The organism is Radiobacillus deserti (genome assembly GCF_007301515.1).
In the GTDB taxonomy this organism is placed as follows: domain Bacteria; phylum Bacillota; class Bacilli; order Bacillales; family Amphibacillaceae; genus Radiobacillus; species Radiobacillus deserti.
Genome location: NZ_CP041666.1, coordinates 3,378,080 through 3,391,353 on the forward strand (window position 1 = coordinate 3,378,080; position 13,274 = coordinate 3,391,353).

Consider the following 13,274-nt stretch of genomic DNA (forward strand, 5'->3'; position numbering starts at 1 on the left):
TTATTAAAAAGTGAATCAAAATAATGCCTAGTACTTTATCCCCAAGTCATTCTAATACCTTTATTCCACTTTTATTTACTATAATGGTGGTAGAACTTAAAACTATCCAACCTTAGGAGGGGCTTATGAACCAGTCGACTATTCTAGAAATACAGCAAAGGTTACAAGAAGGAAAGACTACCTCATTAGATCTAACTAAATACTATCTCGAAAGAATCGCTAGCTATAATTGGAATGGCCCGAAGATTAATGCCGTTTTAGAGGTTAATCCAGATGCTTTGCATATCGCGGAAGCCTTAGACATAGAAAGAAAGGAAAGGGGAGTACGTGGCCCACTTCATGGAATCCCGATCTTGATTAAAGATAATATTGATACGCGTGATAAGATGCATACAAGTGCGGGATCAATTGCTCTTGCTGAACATTTTGCCAAAAAAGACTCTGTAGTTGCTCGAAAGTTACGGGAAGCTGGAGCTATTATACTCGGCAAAACGAATATGACGGAGTGGGCAAACTTTATGACACACAACATGCCAAATGGGTACAGTTCAAGAGGCGGACAAGTTCTAAATCCATACGGACCGGGAGCTTTTGATGTTGGTGGATCCAGTTCTGGATCTGGAGCAGCAATTGCTGCAGATTTTGCTACTGCTTCCATTGGTACGGAGACAAGTGGTTCCATACTTGGCCCCGCTACCCACAACTCCATTGTTGGCATTAAACCGACAGTTGGTCTCGTGAGCAGAACGGGAATTATCCCAATTGCACACAGTCAAGACACGGCTGGCCCAATGGCTAAAAATGTGACGGATGCAGCCATTATCCTCGGAGCCTTAACTGGTATGGATCAAGAAGACCCAGCTACGTTAACAAGTGTAGGAAAATCCCAACAAAATTACTTACCTCATCTTCAAAAGGATGCCTTGAAAGGAGCTAGAATCGGCGTAGCGAAAAACTACTTATATGAACTTAAGGACGAGCAATTACGTGTTTTTAATCGAGCTAAAAAGGAGCTAGAAGCTGCGGGTGCGGAAGTGTTTGATATTTCTTTATCCGCACAATCACCTGAGTCTAGTGTTTTATTTCATGAGTTCAAAATAGATATCAATGCGTATTTAAAAGACGTCGCAAGCTTTTTACCAGTTCATAGCTTAGTTGAGCTTATCGCCTATAACGAAGAGCATTCAGACATTGCTTTAAAATACGGACAAACTGTGTTAGAAGAGTCGCAAAAGAAACCCGGTACATTAGCGGATCCAGCGTATATACAAGATCGACTAAACGATCTTACTTTTTCGCAGAAAGAAGGCTTGAATCAGGCAATTTACTCGGAGAAGCTAGATGCGATTCTGTTCCCAAATGATGTGGGGTGTGATATTGCTGCAAGAGCTGGCTATCCTTCTATCACAGTGCCTGCGGGTTATACCGAGCAAGGTGTACCGGTAAGTGTGACATTTACTGGGTTAGCGTATTCGGAAGGAAGATTGATTGAACTGGCTTATGCGTATGAACAAGCGACTCTACATCAGGTTCCTCCAGTGCTGTGAGGATCTAACATGTGGGTTGCTATTAGTCATGGTATATTACTCGCCTTTGGATGGATCTTACCACTTGGGGTACAAAATGTTTTTATTTTTAACCAAGGTGCCACGCAGCCAAAGTTTAGGCAGACATTACCAGTCATCATCACCGCTTCCCTATGCGATACATTTTTAATCAGCTTAGCTGTTCTTGGAGTATCAGCCGTCGTTTTAGCCTCTCCTTTGATTAAAATAACCTTACTTACAGTAGGGATTCTATTCCTTATTTATATGGGATGGATTACATGGCGAAGCGTCCAAAAAAAGAGTGAGAAGCACCAAGCTATGTCTGCAAAGCAGCAAATCACCTTTGCTTTATCTGTTTCATTACTAAACCCACACGCGATTATGGATACGATTGGCGTCATTGGGACTAGTTCGCTTACTTATTTAGGCGTGGAAAAAGTAATGTTTGCAATTGCCTGTATTCTCGTATCCTGGTTATGGTTTATTGGGTTAGCTATTATCGGTAGGAAGATTGGATCAATAGACTCCACAGGAAAACTGTTACATGTGATTAATAAAATTTCCGCCATTATTATGTGGGGGACAGCTGTGTATTTATTATTTTCTTTATAAGCTCATATCATAAAACACGAATTTCTAATGCTATGTTATGTTTACGTTTTTGAAGACTGAAACCTCTTGGAAAGTAATACGTAAGAATATATGAGGAATAAATACTTTTTCTGGGGTGTTCATATGTTTTTGAAGATCATAACAGCTATCATTATTTTATGTGGAATTGCAGGTTTGTATTTTGTCATTCGTTTTGGTAGTTATAGCGGTATTATTGGGGACGACAATCCATTTCTTCAAAAAAACTTAGCGAAGAGAAGAGAGAAATTTAATAATGATGATAACGATGAGCAATAGCTAATGGAAACAGAATGAAGGAAATTCCTTCATTCTGTTTTATAAAGGGATAGGTATATTCTGCTTCCAAGCATTCATTACTTCTTCTGAAGGAAGTACAGAACCAAAATATTTATCCACATTTTCTAATGCCATATCATGCTCTTGTTGGGAAAAAGCCCCAGTGCAATCCGATAACAGGACGACATCATAATCTAACATAAACCCATCTCTAGCCGTTGATTCTACACACACATTTGTACTTACTCCAGCTAATACTAATGTTTTAATTCCATATGTCCGTAAAACCGATTCTAATCTCGTGTTAATAAAAGCACTATATCGATGCTTCGTTACTACAATATCGTTAGGTTTAGGTTCCACCTCAAAAAAAGAAGCTCCCCATGTATCCTTCCTACACAATCCACCTTGACCCGTATTTTTCATACGACTTGTCCACGTTTTGGAGTCTGTGCTGTCCTGATGAATGGTTCGTATAAATAAGATGGGAACCTTTGCCTTTTCAGCTTCTATGATGCAATCTTTTAGAGGTTCTATCATGCTTGGTACCATAGAAACGTCTAAACCTTGCTTTGCTAAATATCCTTTTTCATGGCAGTAATCATTTTGCATGTCCACTATCAACAATGCGGTGTGATTAGGATTTATTCGCTCATACAGGCTCATGTCCATCAACCTTTCCTATATAATCAGTTGCACATGCTCCGCTTCTTTAGGATGACACAAAAATGGACATTTATCCGTAAAGGCATTTTCCCCTTACTAGACAAATGTCCATTTGACTTCTAATCAAAGCGCTGCCGACTAGAATTGACCTCCCCAGGTTCTCTTTCTTTCCCTAGTTCAATATAACCGATTGCAGGTTGATCTGTATGTAAGTTTGTCATATAATCTGACAAACTTTTCAAGCGTTTTCCTCGGTTTTAAAAAGTACTTTTTTTCGCCAGTTCCCATACATATAATAACCTATAGCACACAAACTACTGATGATGAAGCTTATACCCATCCCGATTGCAATTCCATTTTCCCCAAACCAATTGGAGAATACATACGTAAAAGGATAACGAAGCAACCAGAAGGAAATAATATTCAAAGCAAGCACCTGGTACATAGCTCCAGACGCCCTCACAATACCGTTCAATACAAAATTAATTCCTAAAAACGGATAAAAGAGAGCCACTATTTTTAAATAATCGGACCCGTATGCAACAGCAACAGGGTCTTGGATAAAGAGCCTAATTCCGAACTCTGCTAACAATATTAACATGAAAGCAAAGACTACCATGACTCCAAGATTATAAAGCATACCATATTTCGTAATGAGATGAACACGTTCCCATTTTCTTACCCCAATGTTCTGACCTGCCATACTATTAACAGCCGTACCGAGGGCTTGTGCTGGAAGCATAAGAATACTATCTAGTCGTTGTGCTGCACTGAACCCAGCCACCACATCAGGACCATGACCATTAACTACACTCATAATGGCTGCCACACCCGCAGATATGACAGCCATTTGTAGGCCAGCAGGAATTCCCATATTCAAAATAAGCCCTACGTCTTTTCGAACTGGTATCGTAGGTAAGCGGAATGGAACTTTTCTTTTATGAATCACGTCATACATGCCATATAGAAATGCAGCTCCTTGAGAAGATACCGTTGCTAAAGCCGCACCTCTTACACCTAAGTCAAATACTGAAATAAAAACAGGATCTAAAACTATATTTAGTCCAACCGCAAGTAGAACGAAGGTTAAAGGTGTCTTGCTATCACCGATTGCTCTCAACACTGTTCCAATAAAGTTATATCCCAATAGGAATAATATTCCAACACTATTCACTTTTAAATACACGGCTGCTTCAGCTATCATATTTTCAGGTGTATCCAGAAGGTACAAGATTGGTTCCGCAAACATAAATCCTAGAAACCCTACGATAAAGGCCAAACAGGTTAAGGTTACAACGAAAGCATTTACAAACCGAGCTAATCCTTCTTCATCGTCTCTTCCCTTTTGCTGTGAGAGGATTGTCAAGGTTGCATTGTTCAGGCCAATAATAAAAGATAATATCGTAAAAATAACTGTACTCGCTATCGCTACAGCCCCAAGTGCCTCTGCCCCTAGCAAATTCCCTATCCATAAGCTATCGACGAACTGGTAAGACGTTTGCAACAAATTGGTCAGCATAATAGGACCAGAGAAAACGATTAATTGCTTCCAAATGGTACCTTGTGTAAATGTATATTGACTTCTCATTTTCTAACTCCTTTTGGTTACGCTGTTCATCTTACCATTCTACTAATCATAATCGTAACAAAATGCACAAGATTCTCGATAGCATTAAAGTGATCAGACAAAGACTAAACATATAATGGATGACAGGCTGTCAACGAATATGGAAACCTATTTTTGAGTAGGTTATACTCCCTTACGATCGCTATATTTTAGTTCTAGCTAGGGCTTAAAACATTCGGTTACAATTAGTTGAGACAACTTCCCCAAAGGATATTAAAAAATACTGACAAAAGAAGTGGAGTGTCTTTTTACGTTTTTTTATAACTATGGATTAGTTAGCCTCTTCATTAAGGTCTGTACAGTGCCCACACACTGTTTCTTATTTATCTACCATTGTTACATTAACATAAACTAAAATAACAACGTGACCTAATACAGCAATCTGTATAGCCGCAGTACTAAAACTTGTAGAAAAGAAAATGGAAGTAACCACTAAAAATAAGCCCGCTATTAAGTTATATCCACCGACCATTCGACTCAGTTTCTTTTTATCTCGAACGCGATGTTGCTTGTATCCACTTAATAACCAAGTATTTTTTCTTACTCCTATAAGATAAGCCAAAATAAGAAATAGTAGTCCAATAATTAATGTGGACGGATTCATACTCACCTATCATCACCTCTCTATTCTTTGTGTGACTAATACATCCATTCTAAGACTAAAAACACAATACCTAGTCCTATAAGAACGGTATTATAAAACCAAAACGGTCCTCGATGGTTAACCTTATCCGGATTTTTCTTATAGTATGCAAAAGAAAAGGGGTCTTTTGTTATTATGGCTTTTAATGCAATAGCCACAAATAGGATACCGATTGGTGCGTATTTAAAGGGGGAAAAAGATGCCATTAAAATAATCGCCACCGTGATAATTAGAAAAAAAGGTTGGACCTTTGATTTACCTGAGTAATTTGTATCGTTTTTCTCTGTTGAAATCTCTTTGACTAATGTACTTGGACTCCCGAATTCTTGGTAGATTAGCTTTTCCAAACTGTCGTTTGTAAGGGAAGAGGACTCATGCTCTTGCCCAAAGCATAGGATGTGACTTCTTAACTCCTCCAAGTCTTCATGTGATATTGGTACACCACGTTTTTCAGCTTGAATTTGGACATTATTTATATACCTTTCATTAACTTCATGAATCAATCTTATCACCTCCTAGAGAAGATAATGCTTTATACACCTTTTGATAAGTGTCCATACGACTTCTTAACGTTTTAAGACCCAATTCATTAATATAGTAATATTTTTTCGGTGGACCCTTATCGGATTCTCCCCAATAAAAATTAATAAATCCTTTTTTATACATTCGATTCAGGATGGGATAAATAGCCCCACCACTGATTGACAATTCTTCTGTTTCCTTCAATCTCTTTGTGATTTCATATCCGTACATCGGCTCAGAGTGTAATAAAAATAAAATGGCCAGTTCAAAGCTTCCTTTTTTTAATTGAAAAGTCCAATTATCCTTCATTTTTATATCACTCCTCTTATTTTTATAATATTAAAAATAAGACTATATATCAATGATATATAGTATATAAATTTTAGTTTGGCTAAACCCTCGTTAACATACAATTAATTTCAAAATTGTAAACCTGAATCAATAAGTGAATTAATGACAGCAAAAGAATAGGGGGAAGGACCAAGAGAGCCACAGAGATATAAAACTTTTTAAAACAGGATATCCCTATTCCGTTTAATAAATAGGGGATATGAGAGGGGAAAAACCTTAAATATAAAAGGAAACGATATGGGAGATCCATATCGTTTCCTTTTATTTGATTTTTCGATGGTTAAAAAATCTTGAGATAAATGGCTGTCCATCCCAAACAATCTTCGTTTCAGATTGTCGTTCTTTTATTGCTGGTTCTTTTAACAAAAGAAAAAAGTTTTTGGTAGGAAGATTTCCTAATCCATGTTTAAGGGACAATCTATCTAAATGTATCCGCATCGATTCTTGATTTTTCGAAGCATTATTTCCTGCCTGCGAAAATTCATACAAAACACCAGCAATCGGTACTTTCTTTATTTTATATTGTGCTTCTACTCGCAAAAAGAAGTCCCAATCCCAGTAATGCTTCATATTCACATCGAACTCCCCGATAACAGAGTGGATTTCCCTTCGATATAAAGTCCCTGATGGCACAAACGTTGAAAAAATGCGCATCGATTTTCGATCCCAGTTATAAGCAAACGGAAAACGATTTATTGGTGTTCGAACGCCGTTCTTCTTCTCATAATCCACAATTTCTACATCAGAAAAAACGAAATCATACCCATCTATTTCACGAACCATTGTTTCGAGATGAGAACTTACAATTAAATCATCGTCATCTAATAATAATATGAACTCACCTTTTGCATGATTAATTCCAACATTCCGCGCATGTACATGTCCTTGATTCTCTGGTACTTGCACAATCATTATCGTTAACTCCGAATACAAGTCCTGAACTATGGATACGTCCTCTCCTGCGTCATTTACGATAATAATTTCGAATTGCTTGTACGTCTGCCTTGTTAGTGATTCCATAAGTTCTGTAAGTTCCTCCAACCGATTATATGTTGGGATGATCACTGTAACTAGTGATTTTGTCATTTTCTCTCCTCTTTTCTATACATAACAATGAAATGATTTTTCTTTGTAAAATCACCTTACAAGTATAATGAATGATAATATCTTTTTTTGTAAGATGTTCCCAATACAACATTAAGTACGATAAATGTAGTGAAAATGGTTTAACCAAACTTCTCATAATAAAGGAGGGATAAACGTTTCGACTAATTATTTATTTCCGGGGAAATATTTCGACACTAATAAAATTTTATCTCCGCGAATTATCAAGACAACAACCGAAAAATTGTGCACTTGATGAGAATTGTTTTAATAAAACAACCTTCTATTCCATATGAATGAAAAAGACGATACGTATCTTGTTTCAATATCGTTATATTCCACGGAAATCTATTCTTCTATTATACGCTATGACACGTATTACTCTAAGCATCGTTACTCTTCATTATAAAAAATATTGTCACATTATGTTAGAAAAGCGAAAAGTGGTTTAGTCCTATTTAAAAGTGGAAAAACTATGTTAGAAAATCTAACTAGTCCCATGCGTTGGTCGTTCATGTCTTATAAAATAAAAAACAATAAGGAGAGAATATAAAATGCCATTTCTTAGAAAAGCTGTGGAACAACAAAAGCAGTTCCTCATTGATAAGATGAAAAGCGGAGGTTTTTATGAAGCTAGCGATTCTTCTGTTCACCATAAAACATCCTCAGAGCTTTTAGCAGAATATAAGATTTTCAGAAAACGGGAAGCGGGCAAAAAAGTATAAAAACATAAGGAGAGGGTAAAGCGATGGATAATAAGCAGGCTGTTCAACTCGCTAAACAGATAATAGAACTAGATTTACTTCGAGATGAAATTTGGGAACAGTATGCATGTATTGCAGGTGACATGGCCTATGAATTATTAAGAGCTGTTCAAAATAGTTAATCGTCTTTCATTGAAAATAAATTCTTCCTTCCTACATCAAAAAAGCGTATTGTCTGAACAATACGCTTTTTTGTGCTTATGCCAATCCTTTAAGTTGAAAGCAAACGACCTTTGGCTCTGTCATGGCTTCTATCGAATCTCTAACTCCTTCTCTACCTAATCCAGATCCCTTCACTCCACCGAATGGCATGAAGTCAATTCGATAGTCACTACTGTCATTTACCATTACTCCACCAACATCTAACTTTTGAATGGCGTAATAAGCAGCTTCTAAACTACCGGTGAATATCCCAGCCTGCAGGCCGTAGTTCACTTGATTAGATTTTTCCACCGCTTCTTGTACGTCACGTACACGCTCTATGATAACAACAGGGCCAAAAATCTCTTCATTCACAATTTTGCTGGTCACTGGAACATTCGTTAAAATAGTCGGTTCATAAAAAGCTCCATAGCGTTTACCACCGTGGATGAGTTCTGCTCCATCTAGAATAGCTTCCGCCACCCAGCTCTCTACTCTTTTTGCTTCTCTTTCGTGAATCATCGGACCCATATCCGTATATTCATCCCGCTTATCCCCAACAATTAACTGAGATGCTTGCTCTACGAAGGATGATAAAAAGGCTTCATACACCAATTCTTGTACATAAATTCTTTGAACACCGATACAGTTCTGACCTACTGCAGAGAAAGCACCTGAAACACAGGCAGGCACTGCTACATGTAAATCTGCATCTTCCAGTACGATAACTGGCGAATTCGAGCCAAGCTCCATATTCATCTTCTTAATACCTATTCTATTTGCAATAGATTCTCCAGCATCTAACCCTCCGGTAAAAGAAATCATTTTAACATCCGGATGCGTAATTAACGCGTCCCCTATTTCTGCACCTGAACCTGTTACAACGGATAACATCCCTTTCGGCAGTCCCGCCTCTTGGAATGCTTCCGCTAAAAGGAGAGCACTTAACGGTGTAATAGAAGCTGGTTTAACGACAATTGCGTTCCCAGCCGCGATTGCCGGCCCCACTTTATGGGCAACTAAATTAAGCGGATCATTAAATGGAGTAATGGCACCAATTACGCCAATAGGAAAACGATAGCTGTAACCTACTCGATTTTCACTTCCTGGATGTTGATCAAATTGAATGGTCTCTCCACTCAACCTTCTTGCCTCTTCTGCGCTAATTTGTATCGTTTGAATTGCCCTTCGCACTTCTCCCCTAGCCTCTCGGATTGTCTTACTTCCCTCACTGGCAATTGTTTTTGCAAATCGCTCTAAATGTGTTTCCAAGTACACCGCGACATTCTGAAGGACACGTATTCTGTCATGTGTTGGCCATGTTCCATGTGCTTCAAAAGCTAGTTTTGCTTTTGAAATCGCATCGAGCATATGCGCTTCGGTGGCAGCTGGAACTTTTGCAAGAACTTGATTATCCTGTGGATCACATACATCGAACGTTGACTCACTATACACCCATTCTCCGCCAATTAACATTCTTTCTGTGCGTACTTTGGTTTGCATTAAGCATCCTCCTCATGTACGATTAATGGAGCTTTTGTACGATGATAATCAATAATGTCAATGAGTAAAGAATACCCCGTTTCTGTAAGCCCTGCTCCCGCTCCAGTCAGCATAATTTCACCGGCCATATCACAATCATATACAATGGCATTTGTAGGTCCTGTAATGCTTGCTAGTGGGTCATCAGAGTCTAATAGTTCCGGTTGTACACTTGCTGTTACTCGGTCCCCTTCTTTTTTCACCCGAGCTAATAGCTTCCATCTTTTGTTTGAGGTACTTGCTTCCTTTATATCCGCTTGTGTAAGCTCTGTTATTCCCTTACAAGTAATCTCATTGGATGGCAATGGGTACCCCATTACATAATTAGCTAATATCGCTGCCTTGTACCGGACATCATAGCCTTCCACATCACTTGTAGGGTCTGCTTCTGCATATCCTAAGCTTTGTGCCTTTGCTAGTGCATCCTGATAAGTGCTCCCCTTCTCCATTTCCGTTAGCATAAAGTTCGTTGTGCCGTTTAAAATACCTTTAATCTCTGATATTTCATTTCCGGCTAAGCTTGTGTACGGCATTCGTAAAGCTGGAGTTCCACTCATAACCGTCCCTTCAAACCCCCAGTACACATCATTTTCCTTCGCTAACTCTGCTAACGGATGATAAGCAAGAGCTACTGGCCCTTTATTCGTTGTGACTACACTTTTTTTGTTTCGAAATGCTCGCTTGCAATGGTCAATTGCCGGTTGCCCTGTTTCTACATCAGTAAAGGTAACCTCCACAATCATGTCTGCATTGGACTGTTCGATCGTTTCCATACTATCCCAACCTTTTACTAATCCTGGTTGATCCGGATAACTGGATACTGATCCAGTTTGCTTTACCTCTTGAAGAAGAGTTGGTATATCCAACCCTTCAGGGTGATAAACGGATCCTTTCATCACATCAGATACGGCTACAACCTGTGTATTTAAACCGTATAATCTAAAGAGGTCTTCTTTTCGTGTATAAAGTAGTTCCGCCAACGCCTGCCCTACTCCTCCGAAGCCAATAAATGCAATTTTTATTGTCATTTATACATCCCCCCGTTACTAATCGTTTCCCCACCACTGCTTGAGCGTTTCCAAGAGGAAAGCAACCCCAAGTGGCAGCACACGTTCATCTATTTGAAAATTACCAGTATGGAGATCATATTGACGTTCTTCACTTCTACAACCAATAAAAGCCATTGCTCCTGGAAATTTCTTTGTATAATGGCTGAAGTCCTCACCACCCATCCCATAGGGCTCTTCTACTATATGAAAAGGAGGCTTACTCTGTTGTGCTGCACTTATCATAGATTCAACTACTTTTTCATCGTTACGTAAGGCTGGTTCCCCCATTTCGATTTCTAGCCTAGCCTCTCCCCCAAATGCATCTGCCATTTTCGTTATTTCATATAGTTCATGTTTTAATTGCGTACGAACATCTTCTTGGTAGGCACGGATTGTTCCGGTTATTTCTACCTTGTCAGGAATCACATTGGGAGAAGTCCCTCCTTGTATTTCTCCTATGCTTACCGTTCCAACGTTAAGCGGATTTATTTTTCTACTTACTAATCCATAAATACCTTGCAATACAAAACTACTAATCCAAATTGGGTCACTGGTTAGGTGTGGGTACCCGCCGTGCCCCCCCTTTCCTTCAACGGTTATCCGAAAATTATCTACACTTGCCATACTTATCCCGGAATGCAATTGAAGCTCTCCTAACCTCCTCCACGGACAAACATGGAGCGCAATAATTGCTTTTAAATCTGCGAGTTTACCAGACTTGATTATATGCGGGGCACCCGTTAACCCATCCTTGCCTGCCGCTTCTTCCGCCGGCTGAAAAATTAAGGTCACATTTCCTCGTAAAGTTCCTTCCGTTTTGAACTTCACTAATAAATGAGCCACTCCTAACAGCATGGCGGTGTGAGCATCATGTCCACAAGCATGCATGACACCTTTGTACTTGGATTGGAAAGGTAGATTGGTTGTTTCTTGTATAGGAAGAGCATCCATATCCGCTCGAATTCCTATTTCGGGACCTCCATTACCTTCAATCGATGCAATAATACCGGTTCCTCCCATTTCGGTCTCTATATGAATTTCGTTTAAGTCTTCCAGAATGGATAGAATATAGGCACTTGTTTCTTTTTCTTGAAAGCTTAACTCGGGATATTGATGAAAATGACGTCTCCACTCTATCAATTTATCTTGAATTGCAGTTACCTCCCGTAACAATGGGGCTCCATCCTTTCTGCTAGTTCGTAACGAATGCTGGTAGAGTCTTAAATGCTTGATCCAAATCCTCGATTAAATCCTCGACGTCTTCTATCCCCGCAGAATAACGAATTAGTCCTTCTGGAATCCCCATTGCCGCTCGTTCTTCTGGTGTACATTCGACATGACTAGTGGTACGGGACGGGCCTACCACCGTTTCCACAGAGCCTAAGTTCGCTGCTCGATTGGCATATTTCAATTTTGGCAGTAGATGTCTCAATGTCTCCACCCCACCTTTAACCGAAAAGCTTAACATTCCACCGAAGTTCTTCATCTGTTTCTTCGCAATGTCATGACCAGGGTGCTCTGGAAGACCTGGATAAAACACATCCTCCACCAAATCAACCGTTTTTAAATATGTGGCAACTGCTAATGCGTTTTCCGATTGTTTATCAACACGTAGCTTCAATGTTTTCATTCCTCTTAATAGCAAATAAGCTGCCATTGGATCCAACGTAGCACCATTAATTTCTCGGTAATGATAAATCTGCGTGATAAGCTTCTCTGATCCACAAGCCACTCCACCTAGAGCATCAGCGTGCCCTCCTAAAAATTTGGTTGCACTGTGAATGACAATATCTGCCCCTAAGTCTAATGGGGTTTGATTTACAGGAGTTGCAAATGTGTTATCGACAATCACAATTGCTCCTGCCTTCTTCCCTGCTTTCGCCATACGGGCAATGTCTGTAATTTTTACCGTTGGATTTGTTGGACTCTCCAGATAAAGAACTTTACAACCTTTTTCCACTTCTTTTTCTATGGCTTCATGGTCACCTGTTTCGCATAAAACAACCTCTACTTGTTGTTTTGGAAGAAATTCTGTAAAAATCTTATTCGTACCGCCATACGTATCTTTAATGGAAACAACTCGGTCACCTGGAAAAAGAAACGTACCCAACGTGTTACTTATAGCTGCCATTCCAGTTGAAAAGCTTGTTGCTGCTTCTGCTCCTTCTAAAGTTTTCACCTTTTGTTCAAAGGCTTGCACCGTTGGATTCGTATTTCGACCGTAGATATGCCCTTCTTTTTTACCAATCGCAACGTCATACCATTCATCCATATCGTTATAGCCAAAGGAAACACTGTGCACGACTGGCACTTGCGTGGCGCCAAAAGCCAGAGAGTCCTGCTCCCCTGCCCAAATGGCTTGAGTTGACATGTTCGGTTTTTTCATCGTAAGATTCCTCCTTTAATAAT

Annotated in this window: 15 protein-coding genes; 5 read left to right on the forward strand and 10 right to left on the reverse strand. The window is 39.3% G+C overall.

Annotated features, from left to right (window positions below; translation table 11 throughout):
* The first annotated feature begins 125 nt into the window (after positions 1–125).
* The 3 genes from FN924_RS17705 (at position 126) to FN924_RS19005 (ending at position 2,456) form a co-directional block, all read left to right on the forward strand.
* Entirely contained in the window at positions 126–1,547 is a 1,422-nt protein-coding gene (locus tag FN924_RS17705) for an amidase family protein (protein WP_143896789.1), read from the forward strand.
* 9 nt (positions 1,548–1,556) lie between these two features.
* A complete protein-coding gene (locus FN924_RS17710) occupies positions 1,557–2,159 on the forward strand; it encodes a LysE/ArgO family amino acid transporter (RefSeq protein ID WP_143896791.1) in 603 nt (200 codons plus the stop codon).
* Positions 2,160–2,282: 123 nt separating this feature from the next.
* A complete protein-coding gene (locus FN924_RS19005; RefSeq protein WP_228409503.1) occupies positions 2,283–2,456 on the forward strand; it encodes a hypothetical protein in 174 nt (57 codons plus the stop codon).
* A gap of 39 nt (positions 2,457–2,495) precedes the next feature.
* Here the strand turns inward: FN924_RS19005 and FN924_RS17715 are convergent, their stop codons facing one another.
* The 6 genes from FN924_RS17715 to FN924_RS17740 form a co-directional block, all read right to left on the reverse strand.
* Positions 2,496–3,122, reverse strand: a complete 627-nt coding sequence (locus tag FN924_RS17715; protein WP_143897283.1) for a cysteine hydrolase family protein — start codon at positions 3,120–3,122, stop codon at positions 2,496–2,498.
* Between the two features lie 238 nt (positions 3,123–3,360).
* Complete coding sequence (locus tag FN924_RS17720; RefSeq protein WP_143896793.1) at positions 3,361–4,710, reverse strand: MATE family efflux transporter; 1,350 nt, start codon at positions 4,708–4,710, stop codon at positions 3,361–3,363.
* A gap of 358 nt (positions 4,711–5,068) precedes the next feature.
* Positions 5,069–5,353, reverse strand: a complete 285-nt coding sequence (locus FN924_RS17725; protein ID WP_228409678.1) for a DUF3784 domain-containing protein — start codon at positions 5,351–5,353, stop codon at positions 5,069–5,071.
* A 35-nt stretch (positions 5,354–5,388) separates the two neighbouring features.
* Positions 5,389–5,895 carry a hypothetical protein gene (locus FN924_RS17730; protein ID WP_143896797.1) on the reverse strand — a complete coding sequence of 169 codons (507 nt, stop codon included), beginning with the start codon at positions 5,893–5,895 and terminating at the stop codon, positions 5,389–5,391.
* Positions 5,885–6,223: a PadR family transcriptional regulator gene (locus FN924_RS17735; RefSeq protein ID WP_228409504.1), complete on the reverse strand. Its 339-nt coding sequence runs from the start codon at positions 6,221–6,223 to the stop codon at positions 5,885–5,887. The genes FN924_RS17730 and FN924_RS17735 overlap by 11 nt, the downstream gene beginning before the upstream one ends.
* Before the next feature lie 303 nt (positions 6,224–6,526).
* Entirely contained in the window at positions 6,527–7,351 is an 825-nt protein-coding gene (locus FN924_RS17740) for a glycosyltransferase family 2 protein (RefSeq protein ID WP_143896801.1), read from the reverse strand.
* Positions 7,352–7,923: 572 nt separating this feature from the next.
* On the opposite strand from FN924_RS17740, the gene FN924_RS17745 reads away from it, so the two are divergent.
* Together FN924_RS17745 and FN924_RS19145 are read left to right on the forward strand one after the other, a co-directional pair.
* Complete coding sequence (locus tag FN924_RS17745; RefSeq protein WP_143896803.1) at positions 7,924–8,094, forward strand: Fur-regulated basic protein FbpA; 171 nt, start codon at positions 7,924–7,926, stop codon at positions 8,092–8,094.
* A 23-nt stretch (positions 8,095–8,117) separates the two neighbouring features.
* Entirely contained in the window at positions 8,118–8,255 is a 138-nt protein-coding gene (locus FN924_RS19145; protein ID WP_194709671.1) for a hypothetical protein, read from the forward strand.
* 76 nt (positions 8,256–8,331) lie between these two features.
* On the opposite strand, the gene FN924_RS17750 is transcribed toward FN924_RS19145, so the two are convergent.
* Genes FN924_RS17750 through FN924_RS17765 form a run of 4 tightly spaced genes read right to left on the reverse strand, consistent with a single transcriptional unit; the run spans position 8,332 to position 13,251 of the window.
* Complete coding sequence (locus FN924_RS17750) at positions 8,332–9,777, reverse strand: aldehyde dehydrogenase family protein (protein ID WP_143896805.1); 1,446 nt, start codon at positions 9,775–9,777, stop codon at positions 8,332–8,334.
* Positions 9,777–10,844 (reverse strand): homoserine dehydrogenase, encoded by a 1,068-nt coding sequence (locus tag FN924_RS17755; protein WP_143896807.1) that lies wholly within the window; start codon positions 10,842–10,844, stop codon positions 9,777–9,779. Before FN924_RS17755 ends, FN924_RS17750 begins: the two co-directional genes overlap by 1 nt.
* Positions 10,845–10,862: 18 nt before the next feature.
* Positions 10,863–12,038: a M20 metallopeptidase family protein gene (locus FN924_RS17760; protein ID WP_143896809.1), complete on the reverse strand. Its 1,176-nt coding sequence runs from the start codon at positions 12,036–12,038 to the stop codon at positions 10,863–10,865.
* Positions 12,039–12,057: 19 nt separating this feature from the next.
* Positions 12,058–13,251 (reverse strand): cystathionine gamma-synthase family protein, encoded by a 1,194-nt coding sequence (locus tag FN924_RS17765; RefSeq protein ID WP_143896811.1) that lies wholly within the window; start codon positions 13,249–13,251, stop codon positions 12,058–12,060.
* Positions 13,252–13,274: the final 23 nt, after the last annotated feature.